The sequence below is a fragment of the Rhodococcus sp. MEB032 genome, from assembly GCF_030208925.1.
Classification (GTDB): Bacteria; Actinomycetota; Actinomycetes; order Mycobacteriales; family Mycobacteriaceae; genus Rhodococcus_F; species Rhodococcus_F qingshengii.
This window is the reverse complement of sequence record NZ_JARVSY010000014.1, coordinates 1-25,031: the sequence shown is the minus strand read 5'-3', so window position 1 is coordinate 25,031 and position 25,031 is coordinate 1. Positions and strand designations below refer to the sequence as shown.

The following is a 25,031-nucleotide window of genomic DNA, read 5'->3' as shown; positions in this document are numbered from 1 at the left end:
GGCTCGCTATTCTGCCAGTACAGGTTGCTCGAGTGTCTCCACCGGCAGGAACGGGCGATCGAGCCCGAAGCTAGCCGGGCCGAAGACCGCCAGTGCCTCCGGGGTTCTCATGATGGGTGGGGTCGCGATCCCGATGACCGCAACGCGCTGCCCGTACCGCAAGCCCTCGGTGGTGATGGGTTCGGCGGTATCGGCCTCGACGATGCAGATCAGGTCTGGCACGATCGCCACCATCACTCCGGATTGGACGGCGATCAGATTTTCGTTCTGGAACTGAACTTCCAGCTCTTCGTCTCCGACGCCGGCGATCCGCACCGAACCGCGAGCGAACCCCTCATCGGTTCGCCTGTCGACATCGATCACCTTGCCGTGAAAGAGAACTCGCCCGTATCCGTAGAGCGTGTCGGCGAGACTGTCGACAAGCGCCTGCACCGGGTCCACCCGCTGCTCACGTGAAAGTCTGATGGACCGGCCGATGGTCATGGCCAACGACAGAGTCCGTGGGATCGCCGTCCGCTTCACATCTGCACCCGTCATCGAGTACTGCGCGATGTGCGCCATCCCACCGAACCTCGACGTCACCCCGCGGGCGAGGCCCTCCAATCTGCTGTTGTCACTTCCGGTGTCGAAGATCGCCACCTCGTCGTGCTCGTTCGCCATGGCGAGCGGACTCGCCGAAATCCCGTACACCGAGAAGGTTTCCATCTCGAGCTGAGGAAAGGCTCGCCCCATCCCGTCGGCGTCGACAACCGGCAGGCCGCGCCGTGCGGCCACCAGCAACGGAATCATCGAATTGATTCCGCCGCACTCCATCGGCATCGTGGCATCTGCAGTTCGACCCGTGTGCTTCTCCAACGTGATCAGCGCCAGCTCGGGTTCGGTTCCGCGCGGCATCTTTTCGACCACGACGGTCGGGGCACCCATCTGCGCGACGGGAATCACCCACGCGTCGTCATCAAGCTCCTCCGGATCGAGAATTGTGATTTCACCGGCCTCACCGAGCGCCTGCGTGACCAACATCTTGCCGACGAACGGATCTCCCCCGCCGCCGGTGCCCAACAAGGCTGCGCCCCTGGCGAGGTCGTCGAGATCCGCCGTTCGTAGTGTCCAACTCATCGTGAGCCCTCCTGACCGGTGGAGACCAAACCACTGTGCAGTGCCAAGTCACCGACTGCCTTCACTCGAATACGTGTTGCGTTGCCCGGCAGATACGGAATCGGGACCTCGTCGAACTCCACGATCTGCACCGACTCGGGCCGTGCGCCTGCGGCGACTGCCCGATCGATCGCCTCCTGGCGAGCATCGTCGGCAAAAACCTGCCGGTGCCCGTCCCGCACCGCTTCGACTCGATCTACCTCACCACTGACCTGCGCGATCGCAGCGCCGATCGCATTGGCAACATCGAAGCGCTCAGGACGAATCACCGTTCCCAGGCCCGGGAGTTCACGCTCCAGCAGTACCGATCCCCCGCCAACCGCCACAACGGGAAGTGGATCCGACGTGGTCCGCATCTGTTCCACGGCGTCGGCGACTCGGCGCGAGATCCGGTCGAGTGCCGTCGACACCAGGCCGCGGTCGAGGTGCGCCACCGCACTGCGATCTCCGACGTCGGCCAAGCCTGCCGCGACGGCTATGTCGGTGGCCGTCAACGTGTCACCGCCGAATACGATTGCCCGTGAACCCAATTCGTATCCCACAGATTCGGGTCCGACTGTGAGTCCGTCTGCATCCACCAGCGAACCACCACCGATACCGATCGAGAAGACGTCCGGCATACGGAAATTGGTCCGTACCCCGGCGACCGTCACCTCCGTGGTGGCTTCTCGCGGGAAACCGTTGGTCAATACGCCCACGTCGGTAGTGGTACCTCCGATGTCGATCACCGCACAGCTGGCCAGACCGGACAGCACAGCGGCGCCTCGCATGGAGTTGGTCGGCCCCGAAGCGAAAGTCGCCACCGGATAACGCCTCGCGTACTCGATGTCCATCAAGGTTCCGTCGTTCTGGCTCAGGTACAGCGGCGCGACAATGCCGTGCTCGACCAAAGATCGGGCAAGACCGTCGACGATGTGATCGGCGAGCTCGCGCAGCGCAGCATTGATGATGGTCGCGTTCTCCCGCTGGAGTAGACCCACTCGACCGATCTCGTGCGAGAGCGAAATTGCGACGTCCGGGCCGAGTTCCTCACGCACGATCTCCGCGGCGGCCGCTTCGCATTCGAGATTGACCGGAGAGAACACCGAAGATATTGCGACCGAACGAGTACCGCTGCGAGCCATATCGGCGGCATGGCGGCGAATCTCGTCGGGGTCCAGCGACGAAATACGACGACCGTCGAACTCGTGCCCACCGTGAGCGAGGTAGCGCCTTCCTTGCACAGCGGAGACCAGGTCTCGCGGCCACCCCACCATCGGAGGAAGCGCCGCGGTCGCCGGAAGCCCCAATCGCAGAGCCGCTGTCGGTGCAAGTCCGCGTTGCTCGATGAGAGCGTTGAGAAAGTGCGTCGTGCCGATCATCACTGCTTGAACAGCGCTGGGAGAGAACGAGTACTGCTGCTGCAGCGCCGTCAGAGCTCCGCCGATTCCGCCGGTGATGTCCTTGCTGGTCGAGTGTTTGACATGCCCGATGACGGTGGTCCCGTCCATCAGGACCGCATCGGTGTTCGTACCACCGACGTCGATTCCGATTCGCATCGCGAACTCCCTTCTACAGTGTGTGCCGTGCTAGTGCGTGAGCGCAGATCTTCCCGAAGTCTCTTGCGGCGCTTCGGTTGCGGTGCGTCCGACTCCGCGAATCAGGCCGAGTCGACCCGCGACGACGTAGAGAACGAAGGCCGAGGCCACCGCGTTGATCGACGGCAGGCCGAAGGTGCTGTAATGACCGATCAGCGCCGAGACGATCCAGATCACCAGCGTGGCCGGTACCCAAGTGGGTGCCGAGTTCGGGAGGGTACCCGCAGCTCGACTCTCCTCCAGATCCTTGCGCCATGTCTTGACGATGAAGTATTCCGCCACCATGATCCCGGCGATCGGCGGGAATCCGACGCCCAACAGGATCAGGAAGTCGGTGAACGAGTTCAGGATTCCGGCAGCCGCGAGGACCGAACCGGTGATGCCGACAACTGCTGTGACAACTGCGCGATTGATCCGTCGACCGAACACGACGTCGATGAAGTTCACGACGCCGAGCCCCGAGCTGTACAGGTTCCAGTCGTTGATCTTGAAGGTGCCGAGAACGATGATCAGAACGCCGACCCAACCGACCGACGAGAGAATGATCGTGGCAATGTCGGAACTGCGAACGGCATGGGCAAGGAGAACACCGGTCAGCCCGATCACGTATTCGCCCAACGTTATTCCGACGAGCGTCTGCTTCACGACATCGCCTGCCGTGCGGTTGAAGCGCGTCATGTCGGGTGTGATCACTGCTCCGGCAATGAAACCGCCTGCGACGATGGTAGTTCCGGCGAGGAAGCTGAGCTCCGGCCCGGCCGGCGCAGATGTCATCAGATCTGACAGCGAGTGATTACGCAGTTCGGCGACGACGGCCCAACCGACCAGGATCAGGAACAGCGGAACGGTGATGTTGGCGATCAGTTGCATGGATCCGAACCCGCGAAGGACTATCGCGGTGATCAGGAGACCGAAGGCCAAAGCCCACGCCCACTGCGGCAGAAACGGCATGATTCCGTGCAAACCTGATGCAGAGACAGCAGATTGAATGCCGAACCAACCGATCAGGCTGACCCCGATCACCAAACCGATCACCGCGGAACCTGCGTGCCCGAATCCACACCAGCGTGCGACCACCGATGTGTTGAGCCCTTCACGAACCCCGATGATGCCGATGAAAATACAGACGACCTCGAGAATCACCGCCCCGACTGTCAATGCCCAGAAGGCATTCCAGAACGTCATACCGTAGCCGAGCGTCGCACCGAGCAAGAACTGTGCGAGTGCCGATACCTGACCGAATCGCTGTACTGCCACCGAGAACCACGAATATCGTGCTTCGTCGGGAACGCGGGTGAGCGCGTAGTCGTCACCGTCGGACACTTCACCGCCGGCGGCGGTCGCTGACGTGTTTTTCATGACGGACTCCTCGAATAGTTGGGAAGTGTTCTCGGAGAAGACGGTACGAATGTGGCAGGGGTCACGCCTATGGGCGAATTGGCGTTTCTTCGTGTTACGACAATGCATTTCGCACAGTCGTCATTTCACACAGTCGCCAAATGGCACGGGTCTAACGCAACGCGTACCCGCCGTCGGGGTACAGCGTGGAACCCGTTGTGTACGTGTTGGTGAAGAGATAGAACACCGCTTGTGCAATCTCGTCTTCGTTCCCGACGCGGCCGAGCACGTTGTTCTCGGCACTCCAGGTGAACGCGGCCTCCCGAACCTCCGCCGGGCGCTGAGCCCACAGATGCCCGTCGATGGTTCCGGGAGCGACAGTGTTGACGCGGATCGGCGACAGTTCGACCGCCAGCCCCCGCCCGAGCCCCTCGATTGCCGCGTTGGCTGCAACGTATGCCGCGGCAGCTGCGGGTGGCCGCACACTGGCAGCGCCGGACATGAGGACCACCGATGCGGTGGGTGTCAGCTTGTCGAGCGCAGCGTGCACGACGCGGTACTGCCCCCAGAACTTGGAGGTGAACGGCGACGCCGCTTCCTCGACGCTCTGTTCACGGAACGAGCCGACCTGGTAATCGGCAGCCGTGGTGAAGAGCGCATCGACGCTGGGGATGTTGGTGAAGAACGCTTTCACCGAGTCGTCGTCGGAGGTGTCGACGGTGAACCAGTGCGCCGCCTCACCCAGCTGCGCGGCCGCTGCTTCGAGCTTGGATGCGGTTCGGCCACCGAGAACTACCTGCGCGCCGGCGTCGACGGCAAGCTGCGCCACTCGCAGCCCGATGCCTGTTCCGCCGCCGATCAGTACGACGGTCTTGCCTGAGAGAGGAGAAGGTGTCGTTGTCATGCAGCGACTGTAGGGCTCACCTAATTGTCCCGACATGTGCAGAATGCACAGATTTCACTACGGCACAGTGCTAAGTATCGAGACTTAGCTGTTAGAGGACACCGCCCCCGGGGATCTCGCTTGACGACGTTTGCTGCGTCGAAACTGCCTTCGCATGTACCCCTCCTTCGAGTTCGCTTGTAACAAAACAACTCCCACGACCGAAAATGTCGGTGAACCACAACAGCGAAGGGAAGTAACGACTATGGGATCAGCAGACGTCATGGCCTGGCTCGCCGAGGGTTACCTCGCCGGCGATCCGATTCGCTATCCGCTCTACGTCGGATCGATGTTCCTCGCGATGCCGTTCCAACTGATCGGCGTAATTCTGGGTCACCCCTTCTGAATCGTCACATCAGGCCAGGGCGGTCGACGTAGAACGGCCAGAGTTGCGATCACTGCGGCCGCCAACCCGATGAACTCCCCCATCAAAGCCGCCCTGGTGTGATCGACGGCCGGTGACCACGACGGCTCACCCTCGTGGATCGAGAACACTCCCACTGGCACCGGTATCGGGTCGCGGCGCCACCGCCGGTGTAGACGCGAAACCGTGATGATCGTCGATCCGTCGCTGGTCTGGTGCGGTTCTCCGAAGATCGTCGAGGTCCCTGATTCCCCTCGAAATCGCTCCACCGCATCACGAATCTCCATGATCTCCATCGTCGCATCGAAACCGCAGCACTGTGCGAGTATCGATCGATGGCCGAGTGGTGGAATCCGAGCAGGCGCGTCGAGCGATGGTGGCAGACGATTGGCCTCGTCCTGCTCGTAGTCGTAATCGGTCCGAGCACCATCCATACAGTGACCACGGAACCGACAACCGGTAATTGGGTTCGCCTGGCAATCTGGCTTTTCGCGACGGCCGGATTTGCCTACGGCACCGTCCAAGCCTGGCGAAACAGGAACAAACCTCAGTCGGTGTGGTGGGAAGGGACAACTGCCCCCACCGAAATACCCGCCGACGACGTCCGTAGCGCACTCGCGTCGACTGACGACCGCATTCCGGCAATCAAGGCACTACGCGAACTGCATCCGGGCTTGGGTCTGAAGGATGCGATGGATCTGATCGACGCTCAGCGGGGCGAACAGGGCCCGCATCACTGATAGTTGCGACCATCACAATCACAGTTAGGTATCGACACCTGACCGCCACGATCGGGCAAGCACACCAGGAGTTAACCACCTGACAGACAGGCTGTTTCGCCGAGTTTGACAAATGTGGTCAATCGGTGAGCGTCGACTCGACCGATTCAACTCACCGTACCAATCGAATTCGCCGTTCAGCATTCCACTCATGACCCAATGCCACTATTACCCAACGATTTACAACCGGAACTACGGCATCCAGTGAGAACTTTCGCGACAGTGCAGCATCTTTCGTCCAGTTGAGTTGACCGAAACTTGACGTTACGTTGAATTTCAAAGCAATAGCCCGGTCTTGACCTGCGATGGTGTGAGCGAAACGCCCACCTACGCGTGACACGTGGCCGCCCTGATGGGCGCTGTGAATGCCTGAACGTTCGAGGAGTGGAATGACTGCGGTCAAAACTGCGTGGCGTGAACTACGGAAACCCGTGTTCATCCCCGCGTCGATAGTGATCTTTGCCCTGATCGCCTTTGCCGTGATCTACGCGGGAACCGCCGCGGATGCTTTCGAAACACTCAACAACGTGATCAGCGACGGCGTCGGCTGGTGGTACATCCTCTCGGCCACCGGTTTCGTGATCTTCGCGCTGTACTGCGGAATCAGCCGCATCGGCAACATCCGATTGGGACGTGACGACGAGCAGCCCGAGTTCGGGATGCTCTCGTGGTTCGCGATGCTCTTCAGCGCCGGCATGGGCATCGGGCTCGTGTTCTACGGAGTAGCCGAACCACTTTCGCACTACGTGACCCCACCCGTCGCCGGGCAGATCGCCGGATCCACGGACGCCGCAGCCAATCAAGCCATGGAACTGACGCTGTTCCACTGGGGCTTGCATGCATGGGCGATCTACGTCGTCGTCGGCCTTGGTCTGGCGTACATGACCTACCGAAAGGGTCGCCCGCTGTCGATCCGTTGGCTGCTCGAGCCGCTCCTCGGACGGGCTCACATCGAAGGAAAGATCGGCCACGCCATTGACGTCGTCGCCATCGTCGGCACGCTGTTCGGTGTCGCGACGTCGCTGGGCTTCGGTGTCCAGCAGATCTCGGCCGGCCTCGACTACCTCGGCTGGGTGGAGACCGACAACTGGTTGGTCATCACCATCATCGTCATCGTGACGGGCATGGCGACCTTCTCGGTCATCTCCGGTGTCACGAAGGGCCTCAAGTGGCTCTCCAACATCAACATGATGCTCGCTGCCGCGCTGGCACTGTTCGTCCTGATTCTGGGACCGACGCTGTTCCTCATGCAGTCGTGGGTGCAGAACCTCGGCGGATACGTCCAGGCCTTGCCCGAACTGATGCTGCGTACGTCCCCGTTCGCCGAAGACGGCTGGCAGGGCGCATGGACCATCTTCTACTGGGGTTGGTGGATGAGCTGGGCACCGTTCGTCGGCATGTTCATCGCGCGCATCTCACGCGGCCGCACCATCCGCGAATTCGTCTTCGGTGTGCTGCTGGCCCCGACGCTGGTTGGTTCGTTGTGGTTCACGATCTTCGGTAACTCCGGCATTCTGCGTCAGCGCAACGAGGGCACGATGCTCGACGCATCCGGCGCAGTGGACACCAACACGTCGCTGTTCACGCTTCTCGACGGACTTCCGCTCGGAACGATTTCGAGTGTTCTCGCGATCGTCGTGATCGTCTTCTTCTTCGTCACGTCCGCGGATTCCGGCTCGATCGTCATCGACATCCTTGCGACCGGTGGCAGCTTGGAGACCTCCAAGATCACGCGTGTCTACTGGACGTTCCTCTCCGGTGCCGCGGCCGCAGTTCTCCTCATCGTGGGTGGCAGTGGATCGCTCACGGCGCTGCAAACCGTTGCCATCGCCACGGCGGTACCGTTCTCGGTCATCATGGTGCTGGCATGTCTGTCGATGCTGAAGGCGTTCCGATACGAGGTCGCGTCGGCACCACGCTACCTGCGGGTTTCTACAAATGCCTCGGCATCGACCGACGTTCCGCAACCCACCGAAAAGCGGCTCCGCGATCTGAAGATCTCGTCGACCTTCGCCGGGCTCACTCCGTCACAAAGCGGGATCATGACGGATCCCTCCGACGCCCACATGCTCGTCGCGGTCCACGAAGTCCCCGCCCATGCGGTCAACATCGACCCGGATACCGGCGCCGTCGACTTCTCCGAGGAATCGAAGGTCGTCGATCCACTGGGCGGAGAGGTGTTCGACACACCCGAGTTCGCCGACTCGGCAGAAGGCCACGCGCAAGCTGCCAGTACGGACTGACCGGCACGTTCGGCATGTTGCATTAGGCATATCTGTTCACCAACTCGCAAACTTGTCATGAGACTTTCAACTCGACAGTTCGCAGGACTCTAAGTTTCGTGAGTAGAACAGGACCAACGGGTTTGCCACTCCAGTCGCAGTCGGAGACGGAACAATCTTTCGGGATTCCGTCCGTATTCCTACGGTCGGCGCATGCACCTGCGCCGCGCACGCTCATCGACATCGTGCGGGCCTCAGCCGAGGCCAACCCGGAAGCACCTGCCATCGACGACGGCGACACCACACTGTCGTACTCGGAGTTGCTCGACGAGATCGCGCTCGGTGCGCGCTGGCTCGGTGATGCCGGCGTCGGCGCAGGTGACCGCGTCGGAATCAGGATGCCGTCAGGTTCGCGTTCGCTGTACGTGGCGATCCTGTCGATCCTCGCGGCGGGCGCCGCCTACGTTCCCGTCGACGCCGACGATCCGGAAGAGCGCGCCGAGTTGGTGTTCGGCGAGGCGCAGGTAGCGGCAATCATCACCGGCGACGGAATCCAGCCGGGGACGGCGCCGAAGCGGCTCGAACATCCACCGGTTCGCGAACCCGAACCCGAGGACGACGCCTGGATCATCTTCACCTCAGGATCCACGGGCACCCCCAAGGGCGTCGCGGTCACTCACCTCAATGCCGCTGCCTTCGTCGACGCCGAGGCGCGCATGTTCCTCCAGGACGAGCCCATCGGGCCTGGTGACCGCGTCCTCGCGGGACTCTCCGTGGCATTCGACGCGTCCTGCGAGGAGATGTGGCTCGCGTGGCGCCACGGCGCCTGCCTCGTCCCGGCTCCTCGTTCGCTGGTTCGCAGCGGCATGGACCTCGGCCCGTGGCTGGTCTCGCGTGACGTCAGCATCGTCTCCACTGTGCCGACGCTTGCGTCTCTGTGGCCGGCCGAGGCCCTCGAAGCCGTTCGACTCCTGATCTTCGGCGGCGAAGCCTGCCCACCCGAACTGGCAGAGCGCCTGGCCGTCGAGGGCCGCGAGGTCTGGAACACTTACGGCCCCACCGAGGCAACCGTCGTCGCCTGCGGCGCACTGATGGACGGCAAGAGCCCCGTCAGCATCGGCCTCCCCCTCGACGGCTGGGACCTTGCCGTCGTCGACGCCCAGAGCAATCCCGTCGCGGTCGGTGAGGTGGGCGAGCTGGTGATCGGCGGCGTCGGCCTCGCCCGTTACCTCGATCCCGCGAAGGACGCCGAGAAGTACGCGTCGATGCCCTCGCTCGGGTGGGATCGCGCCTACCGAAGCGGCGACCTGGTCCGGCTCGAGACCACCGGCCTGATGTTCCAGGGCCGCGCGGACGATCAGGTCAAGCTCGGCGGCAGGCGCATCGAACTCGGTGAGGTCGACAACGCCTTGCAGAACCTGCCGGGTGTGAGCGGCGCTGCCGCAGCCGTGAAGAAGACGGCAGCCGGCAACCAGCTCCTCGTCGGATACATCGCCAGCACGGATCCCGACTTCGATCTCAAGGCCGCTCATGCGCTGCTCAGCGAGCAACTACCAGCGGCCCTCGTGCCGCGTCTGGCGTTGATGGACGAACTTCCGACGCGTACGTCAGGCAAGGTCGACCGCAATGCGCTGCCGTGGCCGTTGCCCGGCGCCGGTGAAGATGCGGGGGCCGCGTTGGGCCTCGACGGCACCGCTGCCTGGGTTGCCGGTCTGTGGGGTTCGATCCTGGGCGCGCAGATCACCGGACTCGACGACGACTTCTTCGAAGTGGGCGGCGGATCCCTCTCTGCGGCTCAGCTGGTAACCGCCCTGCGCGAGCGGTTCCCCGAAGTGACCGTCGCACAGCTCTACGACCACCCACGGTTGGGATCGCTCGCCGAATATCTCGACGAATTGGCACCCACCGAAACTGTGGAGCCGCGCATCGTCGCTCCGACACCCTTCAAGACTCAGCTCGCGCAGATCGCCGTCACCGTTCCGCTCACGACGCTCACCGGACTGCAGTGGGTGACGTGGCTGGCGATCGCGAACAACGTCCTCGGCTGGTTCGTCGACGTCAGCTGGGCGCCCACGGTCTCGTGGTGGTGGATCCTGTTGGCATTCATCGTGTTCATCACGCCGATCGGGCGCATGACCATCGCTGTCGTCGGAGCGCGCCTGCTCCTGCGCAAGCTGGAACCGGGCACGTATCCCCGAGGCGGTAGTGAACACCTGCGTCTGTGGATAGCGCTGCGACTCACCGAAGCCAGTGGCGCAGCCAACCTTTCGGGCGCACCGTGGATGCTCTACTACGCCCGCGCCCTCGGCGCCGACATCGGCAGCGGCGTCGATCTCCACACCCTTCCTCCCATCACCGGCATGCTCGAACTCGGTGACGGCTGCTCCGTCGAACCCGAAGTCGACCTCTCCGGCCACTGGATCGACGGCGACGTCATTCACATCGGCGAGATCAAGATCGGTGACGGCGCCTCCGTCGGTTCACGCTCGACGCTTCTGCCCGGCGCGCGTATCGGTCGCGACGCCGTCGTCGAACCCGGATCTGCGGTGTTCGGCCGAGTGAAGGCAAACCAGCAGTGGGCCGGCTCCCCCGCCACCAAGGTCGGGAAAGCGAATCATCCTTGGCCTGCCGAACATCCGAAGCGTGCACCCGGCTGGGTGCCGGTATACGGCGTCACCTCGGTCTTCCTGGCCGGTATGCCGATCTTCGCGCTGATGGCCGGGATCGCATTGATCGGTTGGTGGATTCGCGACACCGACACGCTCGCGAGCGCAGTGCTCCAATCGCTGATCATGCTTCCCGTCGCGACCATCCTGAGTTTGCTCGTCTTCGCAGTCGTCACCCTTGTGGCCGTTCGTCTTCTCTCGATCGGGCTGACCCCCGGTTACCACCCTGTCCGCAGCCGCATCGGCTGGCAGGTGTGGGCGACCGAACGCCTGCTCGACTCGGCCAGAACCTTCCTCTTCCCGCTCTACGCGAGCCTGCTGACGCCGGGATGGCTCCGCCTTCTCGGCGCCAAGATCGGCAAGAACGTCGAAGCATCCACCGTGCTCCTCCTTCCCAAGTTCACGACGGTCGCCGACGGTGCATTCCTCGCTGACGACACCATGGTTGCGAGCTACGGCCTCGGCGGCGGCTGGATGCACATCGAACAGGCGAAGATCGGCAAGCGCGCGTTCCTCGGCAACTCCGGTATGACCGCCCCCGGTCGACGCGTCCCCAAGAACGGTCTGGTGGCGGTTCTGTCGGCTACCCCGTCCAAGGCCAAGTCCGGATCATCGTGGCTGGGTAGTCCACCGGTACGTCTGAGAAGGGCTGCCGGAGACACCGACGCCGCCCGCACGTTCAATCCGCCCATGCGCCTCAAGATCGCCCGCGGAGTGGTCGAAACCTGCCGACTGATCCCCGTCATGGTCACGTTCGGCATCGGTCTCGGTGTTCTGTTTGCACTCGAAGCACTGGTCGGCGCAGTCGGATTCTGGTTCGCGGCTCTGCTGAGCGGCGTAATTCTGCTCGTCGCCGGAGCAGTGGCGGGCGCGATCACCATCGCCGCCAAGTGGATCGTCGTCGGACGCATCGCCAAGGTCGAGCATCCGCTGTGGAGTTCGTTCGTCTGGCGAAACGAGGTAGCCGACGCCTTCGTCGAGACCGTCGCGGCGCCGTGGTTCGCTCGCGCGGCGACTGGTACGGCCGTACTGAACATCTTCTTGCGTGGACTCGGGGCCAAGATCGGTAAGGGCGTTTGGTGTGAGTCGTACTGGCTACCCGAGGCAGATCTTGTGACTTTGGGCGACGGAGCGACAGTGGAACGGGGGTGCGTCGTGCAAACTCATCTCTTCCATGATCGGATCATGTCCATGGACACCGTCACTTTGGGAGCAGGAGCAACGCTGGGACCGCACTGTGTCGCGCTACCCGCAGCCGGCATCGGCGCGGGAGCGACGGTAGGGCCTGCATCTCTGGTGATGCGAGGTGACACCGTTCCGCCCTCCACCCGCTGGCAGGGCAACCCGATTGCACCGTGGGTGGCGTCGTGAAGCCGAACCGAATGCTCGAGGAGCCGATCGATCCGTACCTGCCGCTCAACGGCAACCGCGGGTACCGCGTGTCCCGGTACGAACTGGAACTGACGTACAAGGTCTTCAGCAACCGTCTCGCCGGCAAAGCTGTCATCACCGCTGTCACCACCGAGAGCCGATCCAAGTTCAGCTTCGACCTCGCGCAGAACCTGCAGGTGTCCAAGGTGTCCGTCAACGGTGCCCGCGGCACCAAGTACGCGCACTTGAACAACAAGCTGATCCTCACGCCGTCTACCAAGATCCCCGCGGGCGGTGCCCTGTCGGTCACCATCGCGTACAGCGGCAACCCCGAGCCGATCAAGAGCCTGTGGGGCGAAGTCGGCTGGGAGGAACTCGACGAAGGAACTTTGGTCGCAAGTCAGCCCAACGGCGCGGCGTCCTGGTTCCCGTGCGACGACCATCCGATTTCCAAAGCGTCGTACCGCATCTCGATCACCACCGATTCCCCGTTCTATGCCCTCGCCAACGGCAAGCTGATCCGCAAGCAGACCCGTGCGAGTCAGACGACGTGGGTCTACGAGCAGACCGAACCGATGGCAACCTACCTGGCAACCATTCAGATCGGTCAGTACGAGCACCGGCAGGTGAGCGCCGGGCCGGTACCGGTCTTCGCCGTTCACCCACCTCGGCTGCGAGCAGCGTTCGACGTCGACTTCGGGCGCCAACCCCAGATGTTGGAGGTCTTCGGAAAGCTGTTCGGACCGTATCCCTTTACCGACTACACCGCTGTGGTCACCGACGACGAACTCGAAATCCCCATCGAAGCGCAGGGACTCTCGATCTTCGGAGCCAACCACTGCACAGGCAGGCGCGGTTCCGAACGTCTTGTCGCACACGAGCTTGCCCATCAATGGTTCGGCAACAGCCTCACTCTCGGGCAGTGGTGCGACATCTGGCTGCACGAAGGCTTTGCCTGTTACGCGGAGTGGATCTGGTCCGAGAATTCCGGTGGCCCGTCCTCGAACCAACTCGCGACAAACGCCTATCAAGGGCTCGGGCGTAAATCTCAGGACTTGATCGTCGCCAATCCCGGTCCTGCCCTGATGTTCGACGATCGAATCTACAAGCGGGGCGCATTGACTCTGCACGCCCTGCGCGGCGTTCTCGGAGACGAGAAGTTCTTCGAACTGATCCGTCAGTGGACCACGAAGCATCGACACAGCACGGTCAGTACCGAGCAATTCACCGATCTCGCTTCACGTTTCACCGACACTCCATTGCGCCCACTGTGGGATGCATGGCTGAATCAGCGCTCCCTGCCTCGTCTCTGACGCTCTCTCACCGCGATATCACCACGCCGAAACATTCCGAATGCGCCGATTATCTTTGTCTTACCTTTACTATAGAGGTGGGCCGAGGGACGACCCCGACAACACAATTCTCAGGGCACGCTTCCTCGACAGGTAGATCGGGGGATCGATGTTCGTTGTATTCACAATATGTTTCGTGATCGGGGTCGTGGCCCTGGTCGGAGCCTTTGCCGTCGGCGAGGTTGCAGATCTGGGCGGCGGCCACGCAGACGGGCTGCCATTTCTGAGCCTGACAACCTTGGCCACAGCACTTTTCGGCTTCGGCGCCGGCGGCGTAGCTGCCACTCTCGCGGACGCCCCGACATTGGTAGCGGCGATTGCAGCACTCGCACTCGCCGCCGTTCTCGTTGTCGTCACGCGCGGCCTACTTCTCCCCTATCTCCTTGAACAACAAGATAATTCGCACATCGGACGAGCTTCGTACTCCGGGCTGTTGGGCACCGTCACTCTCACCATTGCAGCCGAAGGTTGGGGAGAAGTCTCGTTCGTCGACGCCGAAGGCAATCGCGTGCAGGCCAAGGCCGTCAGTGCACAGCCGATGGCGCTCACCACCGGCACCACCGTCTACATCGCCGATGTAGACGATCAATACCTTCACGTCGTCACGGTTGACGACGCGATCTAAGGACTCGATACATGCTGCCAATCATCATCATTGCGGTTGTAGTCGCAGTAATCATCTTCATCGTTCTCCCCGCGATCTACGTGAAGAACTACGTCAAGGTCCCGCCGAACGAAGTGGCGGTTTTCACCGGACGAGGCAAGCCGAAAGTCGTCCGCGGCGGAGCCCGGTTCAAGATTCCGGGAATCGAACGCGTCGACATCATGTCGCTCGAGCCGTTCAACGTCAGCATCAATCTCAAGAATGCGCTCTCCAACGACGGTGTTCCGGTCAACGTCGAGGCAGTCGGCCTGGTACGAATCGGTTCCGCCGACGAAGCGGTTCAGACAGCGGTGCAACGATTCCTGACCTCCGACCTGGACGAACTCCAGCAGCAGATCAACGAAATCCTCGCCGGCAGCCTGCGCGGAATCACCGCGACCATGACGGTCGAGGATCTGAACTCCAACCGCGATTCGCTCGCACGCAGCGTGGTCGAGGAGGCAGGCGGCGACCTCGCACGCATCGGCATGGAAGTCGATGTCATCAAGATCGCGGGAATCTCCGACTTCAACGGCTACCTCGAATCGCTCGGTCAGCGCCGCATCGCCGAGGTCAAACGTGATGCCGCGATCGGAACTGCTGAAGCAGAGCGTGATTCGCAGATCCAGTCGGCAAAGGCGCGACAGGCAGGCTCCGTCGCACAGGCCGAGGCCGACACTGCGATCGCGAGTGCAAATCAGAAGCGCGACGTCGAACTCGCTCGCCTTCGAGCACAGACCGAAGCCGAGAACGCCGAAGCCGACCAGGCCGGACCACTCGCGCAGGCAACGGCCGAGAAGGCCGTCGGCATCGCACGTGAGCAGGCCGAGGCGGCCCGCGTCGAAGCTCGCACCGAGGTCGAGCGTCGTCGCGCCCAGCAATCGGAAGCGGCATTGCAGGCAGATGTCATTGCACCGGCCGAGGCCGAACGCCAAGCCTCCATCGCACGCGCAGAGGGTGAGCGACAGGCCGCGATCCTCCGCGCCCAGGCACAGGCCGAGTCAGCAAGGCAGGCCGGCGGGGCTCAGGCCGATGCACGAAAGCTCGTCGCCGACGCTGTTCGCTCCGAGCAGCAGGCTGATGCCGACGGCCTTCGAGCACGTCTGGAAGCCGAAGCTGACGGCCGCAAGGTAGCGGCCGACGCCGTTCGCGCCGAACAGCAGGCCGAAGCGGATGGTTTGCGCGCCAAGCTCGAAGCCGAGGCTGCCGGTAAGCGTCAGATCGCCGAGGCGCTCAATTCCTACACCCCGCAGGCCGCGCAGTTGCTCACTCTGCCTGACGTTCTGGCAGCACTGGTCGACGCCACCGCAGCAGCAGCGAAGCCGGTCGGCGACATCGATCGGATCTCCATCGTCGGCGGAAGCGACGGGGCGCAGGGTTCGATCGGCTCGATCCTGGGCATCAGTCCCCAGGTGATTGCCGGTGTCATCGAAACTCTCGAAAGCTCAGGCGTCGATATCACCGGTTTGCTCAACGGCCTGAACAAGACCGCATCGGTTCCGGCTGGTTCGGTACACAATTCGGTCCACAATTCGGAAAACGGTTCCGCAACCGTAGACGCGTGATTTCGCCCCGGTCCGCCGACTCTCGCAGGAGTCGGCGGGCCGGCTTCACGCGCTCGGAAGATGTGAACGCGACTTGAAGAGAATCAGAATCAAGCAGGCAGCGGCGGCGGCTGATCCGAACAGCAGAGTCACCGTGTAGCTCAGTGCCGGAATGCTTTCCGACAGCATCGCCAGCAACGCAGGCACCGCGAACCCGATGTAGGTGATCGAGTAGAACACCGCGGTCAATCCTGCCAGATCGTCCGGCCCCGCGATTCGCTGGATCTCCAGCAACCCGGACACCAGTGCCATGCCGTACCCGCAACCGAGGATCGCTGCAGCCACGATCGCGATCGCCACGGTCAGCGTCGACGCAACCAGAGCAGCACCGGCCATACCGACCACCAGAAACACCAGAGCCACAACGGCGCCACGAGCACTGCGGTCGGTGTCGATCTTGCGCCCCAACGACTGAATCGCGAATCCGCATGTCAGCGCGACCATGCACAGCAGAGCCGAAAAGGCCACGGGCGCATCGCCACTGTGCCCGGTCATGAGCGCCGGAATAACTGCATACGCGACACTGGCGGCACCGAACACCCACGGCGCCAACGGAACGACGACGTAGAGGAATCTGCGGTGACCTGCCGAGGGGATCTTGAGGTCGTCGATCAACCTGCGACGGTCGGATTTCGCCTGTGCCGGTCGTGTTTCGGGCGCACGCCACAGCGCCATGGCGGCGAGGACGGTGATCGCGATGTGCAGCACGTACGCCAACACACTCGGCATGGGCGCCCACTGCGCCAAGATTCCCGCAGCACCCGCTCCCAAGGCGAAGCCCGCGGTCAGACTCATCGCTGCTCGCCGAGCACCTGCGCCTTCCGACGCCGTCGGGTCCCAAGGTTGCGTGGACAACTCCTTGACCCAGGAGCCGCCGACGGCCATACCGATCCCCAAGGCGATGCCACAGAGGATTCTTCCCAGGATGAGAGCAGCGGCGGAGTCCGCCCCGAAAGCGAGCAGCGTCGAACCGGCGATCGCGATGATCGGCGCGGGGAGCATGATCGGGCGTCGACCCAATCGATCGGACAGCGGGCCGCCGAGCAGCAGGGCCGGCACAATTCCGACGACGTAGGCGAAGAGGAAGAAATCGACCATCACCGGCGAATAGCCGTGGTCGAGTCGGTACATCACCAGCAGTGGGGTGAATTCGTTTCCGCCCCAGGCAGCGGCGAACATACTGGCGGCAACGGTCAGCCACAGCCACTTTCCGCCGGAGAGGCGTTCACCCTCGAGACGAGTTTCGGCCGCGGTCCCAGCGCCGATCGTTTGGGTGCTCATCACAGAGTTCCTTCGAAGCCGAGGCCGTGGACCTGGCGCATGTGTGTGAGGACGGCAGTGTTGTATCCGTCGGCATCGCCTGTGTCGACGAGGTCGGTAAGCGCGGTGTGATCGGCAAGGATGCGCGAGAGTTGGCCAGGGTCGCGTGAGATCGACCGGGCTGTCATCCGTCGTTGCCTGTCGCGCAGACTCGCGTAGAACGAGTCGAGCAAAGGGTTCCCACCGGCGGCAACGATCATCTTGTGGAAGTCTGCATCGATTGCGCTGAACGCGGCCACGTCCCCGCGATCAGCAATCTCACGTTGCTCGATCAGATTCGCGCGCAACGCTGCGACAAGCGCTTCCCGTGCGTGCGGTCGGACCGACACCACTCGAACGCTCTGAGTCTCGACGAGCTGTCTGGCACTGACTACGTGTTCCGCTTCCCCATCCGCGACCGGGACGATCAGCGCCCCCTTCTTCGGATAGAGGCGCATCCAACCTTCCGATTCGAGACGCAGAAACGCCTCACGCACCGGCGTTCGGCTCACATTGGTCCGTGCAGCGATGTCACCCTCACTGATCAGCTCCCCGCCGGCGAGCTCGCCGGAAAGGATCAGCTCCTTGACTTCGCGGAAGACGGTTTCGGAAGCGGAATACAACATAGACACAAGATGTATTTATACTCCACGCTGGCGCAACGCAGACATCCGGGTCACCGATCCGAACATCTCGGTCCGATGCGGCATCGATCCAGTTAGCATTGCAAGGTGCCAGACAGAAGAGGAATCAGTTCGCGATGAATGGCGCACGCTCCAGCCTTCGAAGACTGATGCACTCATGACATCGCAGATGAAGTCGATGAGGACGCTGACCCGCGAGTGGTTGATTCTTCCCGATCAATACGACCGCTTCACTCGCTATCTCCGCGACAACGGCCTCACGACCGCCACCCGGCTATTACTTGGCATCATTGTCATCGGACTGGGAGTGTGCGCACTACTGAACAGATTCAGCCCTGCCGGTCCGACAAGCACGATTGCGCTGTTCTTCAATACTGTTGTCGTGATCTCGTGCTTCGTAGTCGGAGTCTCATGGTGGGTCTTCGGCCCCACAAAGCGTCGCTCGTTCGGTTTCGTGGTCTTCTGCGACATCGCGGTCACGATCTCCGTCGTTGGAGATTCCTCCCAGCTCGCACGATTGCTCACCTGTGTCATTTTTGCTCTGGTCGGCATCTACATCGCCTACTTCCACAACCCGAAGTTGCAGATCGCGCACATAGCTTTTTCGCTTCTTGTGATCGCGGTGGCTGCGCAGCCAATTCTGTTCGGGCCGGATCGCGATCCAGCCCTTGGTGTTTCGAAAGTACTGGTCGTCATCACCGCGTTGGTGGTCTGCGCATTCATCTCGCAGATCGTGCTGACGATGCTCAGCATGGATGCTTCCAGTTCCGACCTCGATCCTCTCACCGGCCTCTTGAACCGTCGTGGCCTCGACCGCCACGTCGAGAAGGTACTCGAGGGGTTCCAGCGTCAAGAATCTGCGGCACTACTCGTGATCGCGATCGACATCGACCGGTTCAAGACGATCAACGACGTGCACGGCCACGACGTCGGCGATCGCATCATTCTCCGGGTATCGCAGCGGTTATCCGCCTGGGCACACGCCGATGCTGTCGTCGCGCGGGTCGGCGGCGACGAATTCATCCTCGTTCAAAGACTTTCCGTGCCAGCCATCGGACCGATGCTCAACTCGATCGGACCGGCAATGCACTCGAATACCGACGAGATACCGTCGACTTCGAGCATCGGAATCGCCGTGCGTACCCACAAATTCGTCGCCGGAGAAGACCGCGCAGCAGCGTTCACGGACATGCAGAAAGTCGCCGATTCGGCGATGTACGAAAGCAAGAGACTCGGCGGCGGACGCGTTCACACGATCGTCACCACCGCCGGCAGGTAGCAGTACGCACAATTTCAGTAGTAGACCGGCCCTGGCACTCCTCCACCCGCTGCCACTGCGTCACCGGTGATCGCGATGCTTCGCGGCGATGCCAGGAAGGTCACGACATCGGCTACCTCTTCGGCGTCGATGATCCGGTGTATCGAATTCGTCGCGATACCCCGCTCCACCTCCGCCTGCGAGCGGCCGGATTCTTCCGACTCGCGCGCAATCCGCGCGGTCAACCTCTCGGTCCGCGTCACGCCCGGATGGACGACGGTGACGTTGATTCCCTTGGGGCCCAGCTCGTCTGCAAGATTCTTGGTCAGCGCAGACACACTGACGTTGCGGATCGTGTGGGCGATCGAGGTTGCCTGTCTGGCACCCAAACCGCTGATGTTGATGATCCGACCCCAACCCTGATCGATCAGATACGGCGCTACAGCACGCGCAGTACGCAGGTAGCCGAGCACTTTCACTTCGACTTCGTCTCGCACGACGTCGTCTGTGGTCGCCTCGAAATCCGTCGGCTTTCCGGCGCTGAACGGAGTCGCTGCGGAGTTGACCAGAATGTCGACGCCGCCGAACTCCTCTACTACTTGCCGCACCGACGCCTGAACCGCGTCGTCGTCTCGCGTATCCGTCACGACTCCGATCGCACGAATTCCGAACTCCGAAACCAAATCTCGTGCAACGCTTACGACGGTTCGCTCAGTGCGCGCGAGTATCGCGATGTCGACCCCTTCAGCGGCCAGACCTCTGGCGATTGCCAGACCGATCCCCTTGCTACCACCGGCAACGATCGCACGCTTTCCAGACAAGTGAAGATCCATACCTGCGACACTATCCAACAGGCGGTCCCCGATCTCTACGAAGAGGGATCGGGGACCGTCGGAATCATTCCTGTGTCTCAGACCATCAGATCCGCGTACAGGTAGACGTTGTCGGCGTAGTTGCCCACACCGTCCTCGAATTGCAGTTCGCCGCCGCAGGTTACGACTGCCAACTTACGAGGGCCTTCCGGGCCGGCCAGCACGCTTTCCTCCACACCGTCGGCCTTCGGGCGCGTCGTCACCGCAGTCACCTTCCACGACGTGCTCTTACCCGTCGCGTCGGATGTACGGATCACTTCACCCGGCTCGATCGTGCCCAGGTCGAACAGCGCGCCGTTACCCTGGCCGGTCAGATTGACGTGTCCGGCAATCAAGGTCGTGCCGGTGGCGGAATCGAGAGATGCACCGTCGAGCCAGATTCCGACGTTCTTGACGTTCTCCGGCGGAGTGAGAACTCCTTCCGGCACGGTGGCGTCCACGATCGGCGCCTGAACACCGACCGGGTCGAGCGAAAGGGTGTTGGGAGTCATCATCGCATCCGTAGGCGTTGCCGGATTCGCGGAGTGCGACATGACAACTCCCGGACTCGGCGGGATCGCAGCATCGCCATCGGAGGATCGCAGGCCGACGAAGGCCATGGAAGCACCGGCGGCCAACACCGCGATGAGAGCCAGAATGAACGCGACACGACGCCCTTTGCCTGGACTCGCGGGCTGATCGTGGTTGGGATCGTCGTATGGATTGGATGGATTGGGATCCGACTCGTACATGGTCATCGAACTGTCTCCTGCGGGATGAGGCGCCCCCGGCACCTCGTGCGAATTGACGCCCCCTGCGTCTGATCAATGTCGGCACCGATCACACGAATCGTGATCGGTGCCGACGTCTACTACACGTGCCTGGTGTCAGGATCGCTTGCGGCGGAGAGCAACTGCTCCGGCAGCAGCCATTCCGACAAGCCCGAGGCCCGTCACTGCGACGGCGACGTCGCGGCCTGAATTCTGTTCAGCAGCACCACCGTCGATGGCAACCGGGCGGGGGCCAGTGGCCGGCTTCGGAGCCGACGGCGCCGGAGTTGCGGGAGTTGCAACCGGCTGCGACGGAACAGGTGCACCCGGAACTACAGGCACAATCGGCACGATGGGCACGATCGGAACAATCGGCACGATCGGAACGACCGGGGTTGCAGGCGTCGTGGTGGCCGGTGTGGTCGTTGCCGGTGTCGTTGTTGCCGGCGTGCTCGTTGCCGGTGTCGTCGTGGGTGCTGCTGCATATCCGACGCTGGCAGATGCATTCATCGAAGCCGGCCGAACGGTGTCGAACGACGCGAAGATCTGGCACTGTGCGCCTGCCGTGTTCCAGTGCAGGTTCTCGACCGAATCCGGAATGACGCTTGCAGTCACCGAGTAGTCCCCGCCGGCCGCAGCGGTGAGGCAAAGATCAACAGCAGTCGGTGCGTCGCCGCGGCCGTCGACCGTCAGTTGGTTTGCAGTCAACGTCGCCTTGGCGTTGTCACCACAGACGGTCAGTTCGGTGCCCGCCGAGGACTGAACAGTGATCGGCTTCCGGTACATATTCGTATTCAGGGTGAAAACGGCAGTCTCGCCGGCCTTCAGAGTCCCCGTCGCGGGTGTCTTGCGAACGAGGTCGAGCGTCTGCGTGACGTTCATGATCTCGACGATGCGAGCTCGCTCGTCGTCTCCGATGTTCCTGTCGCACAGGCTTTTGAAATCGGCCATCAGCGGATTGTCGTAGTCCGAGACACACCACACAAGCGTCTGCCGCGCCGAACGTGCATCCTCGCTGCCATTTCCCGAAACGACACCGTCGAGTTTGGCGGGATTCTGCAGCAACCAACTGATGACAGCGAGATCGTCGGCTGACAGATCGGGATTGCCCGAAGACGGCACCGTCGCACCCATCTCGTCGTTGTGCTTGTCAACCGGCAAACCGTTCTCGTCGACACCGGCACACGGATCGAGATCGAAGTCCGTGCAGTACATCCATTCCGACTTCGCAATTCCGTCGACGTCGCGGACACCGCAGACCGGAGCATCCACCGCGGCCGAGGTGCCCCGATCGGTGGTGCCGTACATCGGCACGATGTTGCCGTCGTTGTAGTGATCCAGCCGAATGCCGGAGATGTCGAGCATCTGCTCCGAGGGCGTGTACTCGGTGCCCTCACACAACCCGGCGGTGAACGCCGGAGCGGCCGCGGTTCGCACCGGCATCGGCGCGGACACAGCTGGCGAAGCAAAAGCAACGCTACTACCGGCGACCGTTACGGCAATAGCTGCAGTTAGCGAGAGCCGGAGAACAAGCGGCCTACGCCGTGAACCAGACACAGTCATCAAAGCTTCCCTTTCAAGACATTTCGGTAGCGGGACGGTTGCCTGGATTCCCAATACCACGCCACCCAGCGCTCACTTCCGAGAGGATCAGCCGATCACTTTTGGCAATCAGCCAGTTACTGAATGGCAATGTAGTGCATGTTTCAAGAAAGATCACCCAATCGTCGAGCACCCAGGGCGCAGCTTGGACATTCGGATGACGAGTTAGCCATGAAGGTGACTGAACCTTTGTCCAACCGCACAACAATCGCGATCCCCCCAAAATCTGCTCATCCAACCGCGACGTTCCCGACATTTCGCCAACGCTAGCCAGTCGGTAACTTGGACATTCTGGGGAAACTCACAGGAAGGGGCGTTTTCAGCTCGCGCGCAAAAGAAGGGGCCCGCTATGCGGACCCCTTCGCCGGAAACTTCCGACCGAGACTGCTTTGTCGGGATTCGGGCAACTTGTAGATGACCCAGAACAATCTCCACTCACATTATGTGATTTGCCTCACATTCAAAGAATCTGTTGGTTTTGTTCACACCCTGAACCAATCTTTTGGTCCTCTTTGCGCCGATTACCCATATCTCCGACGGCGGAACCCTGCCCTGCCGGAGAGCGGAGCACGAGCCTCGGATCAGTCTCGGACCGGAGGCGCCTTCCTCGTGGTAACCGCAATGCGATTCCACGCATTGATCGTCAAAATGACGCTGATGAGCTGAGCCAGTTCCACGTCCGAGAATTCGCCGGCAGCCTCGCTGTACACCTCGTCCGGAACGAAACCGTCGGTGAGGACTGTCACGGCCTCGGTCAAGGCGAGCGCGGCACGTTCACGATCGGAGTACATCCCTCGCGCTTCTTCCCATGCGTTCAGTAGGTAGAGCTTCTGCTCCGTCACGCCGACCTTTCGTGCGTCGCGAGTGTGCATGTCCAGGCACCATGCGCAATGATTCAGCTGCGACGCACGCGTGAGGACCAGCTCGACGAGCGTCGGCTCCAGCCCCTTGCGTGCAGCGGCATCCAACGCAATCATCGCCTTGTAGACCTCGGGCGCCAGCTTTGCGATATCCAGTCTTTGTCCTGTTGCTGTAGTCATAACTCAAACGGTAATCCCGGAAAGACCCGGAAACATGGTTCAATCCGGTGGTGAATTCGTGGGCCAATCTTGGGTTCGATCTACATATCGAGCTGCCACAGGGAATCGGGGTTCGCGCTGCACTGCTTCAGACCCTTCGCGACGCGATCGACAGTGGACTGCTGAAGCCCGGCACCAGACTCCCACCTTCCCGCACCCTCGCGCTCGACCTCGGAGTTGCCCGAAACACCGTTGCGGACTGCTATGCCGAACTCGCCGCAGCTGGGTGGCTTGTCACACGGCCTGGTTCCGGGACCCTGGTCGCCACGCTCGCCAGCACACACACCCGCGAGGTCGAGCCGTCACCGACTCGACGACGCTGGACCTACAGCCTTCTCCCTGGATCGCCCGACGCGTCGGCGTTTCCCCGCGCTGCATGGATTTCGTCCGCCAGACGTGCTTTGACCACCGCGCCGACCGACGCGTTCGCGACTACTGATCCCAGGGGCCGAGTCGAACTCCGAAACGCCCTCACCACATACCTGAGCCGCACCAGAGGCGTTCGCGTCGATCCGACCTGCATTGTGATCAGTGCCAGCTCGGGTCACGGGATTTCCCTCCTTGCCCGCGCACTCGGAGGAACGATCGCGGTCGACGCTTTCTGCCTTCACCTGCACCGGCAGTTGCTCGCCGACGAAGGGCTGCTGACAGTTCCCATATCGGTTGACCAATCAGGCACTTGCACAGACGAATTGGCGTCTACTTCTGCTGAGAGTGTTCTGCTGACGCCGACCCATCAGTTCCCTCTCGGCGGTCCCCTCACACCGGCGAGGCGCGCGACCGCTCTCGAATGGGCCACGACTACGGGTGGCGTCATCATCGAGGACGACTACGACGGCGAATTCCGTTACGACAGAAAACCTGTCGGTGCACTCCAAGGAATCGCACCGCAGCACGTTGCGTACCTGGGCACTGTCAGCAAGACACTGTCGCCGGCCATTCGCATCGGATGGATGGTGTTGCCGGACAGGCTGATCGAACCTGTCCTCGCAACAAAGGGACCCTACGAACGCTGGGTAAGTTCAACGGATCAATTGACCTTGGCGGACTTCATCGAATCCGGAAGATTCGACAGCCATATTCGAAAGATGCGCACCTCGTACCGACGACGACGCGATCAACTGGTCGCGACACTTGCGCAGCAAGTACCCCAGGTCAGGGTCGAGGGGATCTCCGCGGGACTTCACGCTGTGATCCGTCTGCCCTCCGGCACCGAACAATCTGTTCTTGCAGCGGCCCGGGCGCGCGATCTCGGGCTCGAAGGGCTGTCGGTCTTTCGACATCCCGACGTGTCGTCAGTCGGCGGTGACGGCATCGTCGTCGGCTACAGCACGCCGACGCAGTCGCAGTACTCGAGGACGCTGGACGTGGTCTGCGAGGTGCTGCAGGCAGCTCTGCCATAACGCCTGCCGGCTTTGCCCAGCCGCTCACCTGCCCTGCCCTGCCCTGCCCTGATGGAGTGAACGTACCGTTCCCCTCGTCTAAGAGGGTGAGCGTGTCGTTCACTCCATGCC

Annotated in this window: 20 protein-coding genes; 9 read left to right on the top strand and 11 right to left on the bottom strand. The window is 62.2% G+C overall.

All coding sequences use genetic code 11. The features are described from left to right. Positions 1–6 precede the first annotated feature (6 nt). The 4 genes from QRN54_RS16550 to QRN54_RS16535 all read right to left on the bottom strand — a co-directional run bounded on the left by QRN54_RS16550 (position 7) and on the right by QRN54_RS16535 (position 4,974). The gene (locus QRN54_RS16550; RefSeq protein WP_050655919.1) at positions 7–1,116 is read right to left on the bottom strand and encodes an S-methyl thiohydantoin desulfurase family protein; all 1,110 of its coding nucleotides are present in this window, start codon (positions 1,114–1,116) and stop codon (positions 7–9) included. Further along, entirely contained in the window at positions 1,113–2,693 is a 1,581-nt protein-coding gene (locus QRN54_RS16545) for a hydantoinase/oxoprolinase N-terminal domain-containing protein (RefSeq protein WP_285182443.1), read from the bottom strand. The genes QRN54_RS16550 and QRN54_RS16545 overlap by 4 nt, the downstream gene beginning before the upstream one ends. Before the next feature lie 30 nt (positions 2,694–2,723). Continuing rightward, complete coding sequence (locus QRN54_RS16540) at positions 2,724–4,091, bottom strand: purine-cytosine permease family protein (RefSeq protein WP_285182441.1); 1,368 nt, start codon at positions 4,089–4,091, stop codon at positions 2,724–2,726. 151 nt (positions 4,092–4,242) lie between these two features. Further along, the gene (locus tag QRN54_RS16535; RefSeq protein WP_042922757.1) at positions 4,243–4,974 is read right to left on the bottom strand and encodes an SDR family oxidoreductase; all 732 of its coding nucleotides are present in this window, start codon (positions 4,972–4,974) and stop codon (positions 4,243–4,245) included. A gap of 244 nt (positions 4,975–5,218) precedes the next feature. Here QRN54_RS16535 and QRN54_RS16530 point away from each other — a divergent pair, with 244 nt between their 5' ends. Further along, a complete protein-coding gene (locus QRN54_RS16530; protein WP_003941170.1) occupies positions 5,219–5,359 on the top strand; it encodes a hypothetical protein in 141 nt (46 codons plus the stop codon). Here QRN54_RS16530 and QRN54_RS16525 read toward each other — a convergent pair. Next, on the bottom strand, positions 5,347–5,811 hold the full coding sequence (locus QRN54_RS16525) for a hypothetical protein (protein ID WP_372455471.1): 465 nt from the start codon (positions 5,809–5,811) through the stop codon (positions 5,347–5,349). The genes QRN54_RS16530 and QRN54_RS16525 overlap by 13 nt on opposite strands. Positions 5,812–5,814: 3 nt before the next feature. On the opposite strand from QRN54_RS16525, the gene QRN54_RS16520 reads away from it, so the two are divergent. From QRN54_RS16520 to QRN54_RS16495, 6 genes are all read left to right on the top strand, one after another. Further along, positions 5,815–6,117, top strand: coding sequence for a ribosomal protein L7/L12 (locus tag QRN54_RS16520; protein WP_232329970.1), 303 nt, complete (start codon positions 5,815–5,817; stop codon positions 6,115–6,117). Positions 6,118–6,545: 428 nt separating this feature from the next. Then, positions 6,546–8,399 carry a BCCT family transporter gene (locus tag QRN54_RS16515; protein ID WP_285182440.1) on the top strand — a complete coding sequence of 618 codons (1,854 nt, stop codon included), beginning with the start codon at positions 6,546–6,548 and terminating at the stop codon, positions 8,397–8,399. Positions 8,400–8,521: 122 nt separating this feature from the next. Continuing rightward, positions 8,522–12,415 (top strand): Pls/PosA family non-ribosomal peptide synthetase, encoded by a 3,894-nt coding sequence (locus QRN54_RS16510; protein ID WP_275231443.1) that lies wholly within the window; start codon positions 8,522–8,524, stop codon positions 12,413–12,415. A gap of 11 nt (positions 12,416–12,426) precedes the next feature. Next, entirely contained in the window at positions 12,427–13,728 is a 1,302-nt protein-coding gene (locus QRN54_RS16505; RefSeq protein WP_047269739.1) for a M1 family metallopeptidase, read from the top strand. Positions 13,729–13,876: 148 nt separating this feature from the next. Next, entirely contained in the window at positions 13,877–14,392 is a 516-nt protein-coding gene (locus tag QRN54_RS16500) for a DUF1449 family protein (RefSeq protein ID WP_037129298.1), read from the top strand. Between the two features lie 11 nt (positions 14,393–14,403). Beyond that, a complete protein-coding gene (locus QRN54_RS16495; RefSeq protein WP_050655914.1) occupies positions 14,404–15,975 on the top strand; it encodes a flotillin family protein in 1,572 nt (523 codons plus the stop codon). Between the two features lie 45 nt (positions 15,976–16,020). Here the strand turns inward: QRN54_RS16495 and QRN54_RS16490 are convergent, their stop codons facing one another. Both QRN54_RS16490 and QRN54_RS16485 read right to left on the bottom strand, forming a co-directional pair. Then, on the bottom strand, positions 16,021–17,295 hold the full coding sequence (locus QRN54_RS16490) for an MFS transporter (RefSeq protein WP_052959811.1): 1,275 nt from the start codon (positions 17,293–17,295) through the stop codon (positions 16,021–16,023). Further along, positions 17,295–17,939: a GntR family transcriptional regulator gene (locus QRN54_RS16485; protein ID WP_007727164.1), complete on the bottom strand. Its 645-nt coding sequence runs from the start codon at positions 17,937–17,939 to the stop codon at positions 17,295–17,297. Before QRN54_RS16485 ends, QRN54_RS16490 begins: the two co-directional genes overlap by 1 nt. Between QRN54_RS16485 and QRN54_RS16480 the strand changes: the two genes are divergently transcribed. Continuing rightward, entirely contained in the window at positions 17,899–19,236 is a 1,338-nt protein-coding gene (locus tag QRN54_RS16480) for a GGDEF domain-containing protein (protein ID WP_285182439.1), read from the top strand. The genes QRN54_RS16485 and QRN54_RS16480 overlap by 41 nt on opposite strands. 14 nt (positions 19,237–19,250) lie before the next feature. On the opposite strand, the gene QRN54_RS16475 is transcribed toward QRN54_RS16480, so the two are convergent. The 4 genes from QRN54_RS16475 to QRN54_RS16460 all read right to left on the bottom strand — a co-directional run bounded on the left by QRN54_RS16475 (position 19,251) and on the right by QRN54_RS16460 (position 23,478). Further along, entirely contained in the window at positions 19,251–20,048 is a 798-nt protein-coding gene (locus QRN54_RS16475; protein ID WP_047269707.1) for an SDR family NAD(P)-dependent oxidoreductase, read from the bottom strand. 77 nt (positions 20,049–20,125) lie between these two features. Further along, positions 20,126–20,824: a class F sortase gene (locus QRN54_RS16470; protein ID WP_285182438.1), complete on the bottom strand. Its 699-nt coding sequence runs from the start codon at positions 20,822–20,824 to the stop codon at positions 20,126–20,128. 129 nt (positions 20,825–20,953) lie between these two features. Next, positions 20,954–22,399, bottom strand: a complete 1,446-nt coding sequence (locus QRN54_RS16465) for a hypothetical protein (protein ID WP_285182437.1) — start codon at positions 22,397–22,399, stop codon at positions 20,954–20,956. Positions 22,400–23,019: 620 nt separating this feature from the next. Then, a complete protein-coding gene (locus tag QRN54_RS16460) occupies positions 23,020–23,478 on the bottom strand; it encodes a carboxymuconolactone decarboxylase family protein (protein WP_007727180.1) in 459 nt (152 codons plus the stop codon). Between the two features lie 47 nt (positions 23,479–23,525). Between QRN54_RS16460 and pdxR the strand changes: the two genes are divergently transcribed. Next, positions 23,526–24,920, top strand: coding sequence for a MocR-like pyridoxine biosynthesis transcription factor PdxR (pdxR, locus tag QRN54_RS16455; protein ID WP_285182436.1), 1,395 nt, complete (start codon positions 23,526–23,528; stop codon positions 24,918–24,920). Positions 24,921–25,031: the final 111 nt, after the last annotated feature.

Bases quoted from the DNA above. Each gene is read 5' to 3' on its own strand.
- QRN54_RS16485 (WP_007727164.1), bottom strand. From the start codon at position 17,939: ATGTTGTATTCCGCTTCCGAAACCGTCTTCCGCGAAGTCAAGGAGCTG.
- QRN54_RS16525 (WP_372455471.1), bottom strand. From the start codon at position 5,811: ATGGATGGTGCTCGGACCGATTACGACTACGAGCAGGACGAGGCCAAT.
- QRN54_RS16550 (WP_050655919.1), bottom strand. From the start codon at position 1,116: ATGAGTTGGACACTACGAACGGCGGATCTCGACGACCTCGCCAGGGGC.
- QRN54_RS16495 (WP_050655914.1), top strand. From the start codon at position 14,404: ATGCTGCCAATCATCATCATTGCGGTTGTAGTCGCAGTAATCATCTTC.
- QRN54_RS16535 (WP_042922757.1), bottom strand. From the start codon at position 4,974: ATGACAACGACACCTTCTCCTCTCTCAGGCAAGACCGTCGTACTGATC.
- QRN54_RS16465 (WP_285182437.1), bottom strand. From the start codon at position 22,399: ATGACTGTGTCTGGTTCACGGCGTAGGCCGCTTGTTCTCCGGCTCTCG.
- QRN54_RS16470 (WP_285182438.1), bottom strand. From the start codon at position 20,824: ATGACCATGTACGAGTCGGATCCCAATCCATCCAATCCATACGACGAT.
- QRN54_RS16490 (WP_052959811.1), bottom strand. From the start codon at position 17,295: ATGAGCACCCAAACGATCGGCGCTGGGACCGCGGCCGAAACTCGTCTC.
- QRN54_RS16540 (WP_285182441.1), bottom strand. From the start codon at position 4,091: ATGAAAAACACGTCAGCGACCGCCGCCGGCGGTGAAGTGTCCGACGGT.
- QRN54_RS16500 (WP_037129298.1), top strand. From the start codon at position 13,877: ATGTTCGTTGTATTCACAATATGTTTCGTGATCGGGGTCGTGGCCCTG.
- QRN54_RS16460 (WP_007727180.1), bottom strand. From the start codon at position 23,478: ATGACTACAGCAACAGGACAAAGACTGGATATCGCAAAGCTGGCGCCC.
- QRN54_RS16515 (WP_285182440.1), top strand. From the start codon at position 6,546: ATGACTGCGGTCAAAACTGCGTGGCGTGAACTACGGAAACCCGTGTTC.
- QRN54_RS16530 (WP_003941170.1), top strand. From the start codon at position 5,219: ATGGGATCAGCAGACGTCATGGCCTGGCTCGCCGAGGGTTACCTCGCC.
- QRN54_RS16475 (WP_047269707.1), bottom strand. From the start codon at position 20,048: ATGGATCTTCACTTGTCTGGAAAGCGTGCGATCGTTGCCGGTGGTAGC.
- QRN54_RS16545 (WP_285182443.1), bottom strand. From the start codon at position 2,693: ATGCGAATCGGAATCGACGTCGGTGGTACGAACACCGATGCGGTCCTG.
- QRN54_RS16505 (WP_047269739.1), top strand. From the start codon at position 12,427: ATGCTCGAGGAGCCGATCGATCCGTACCTGCCGCTCAACGGCAACCGC.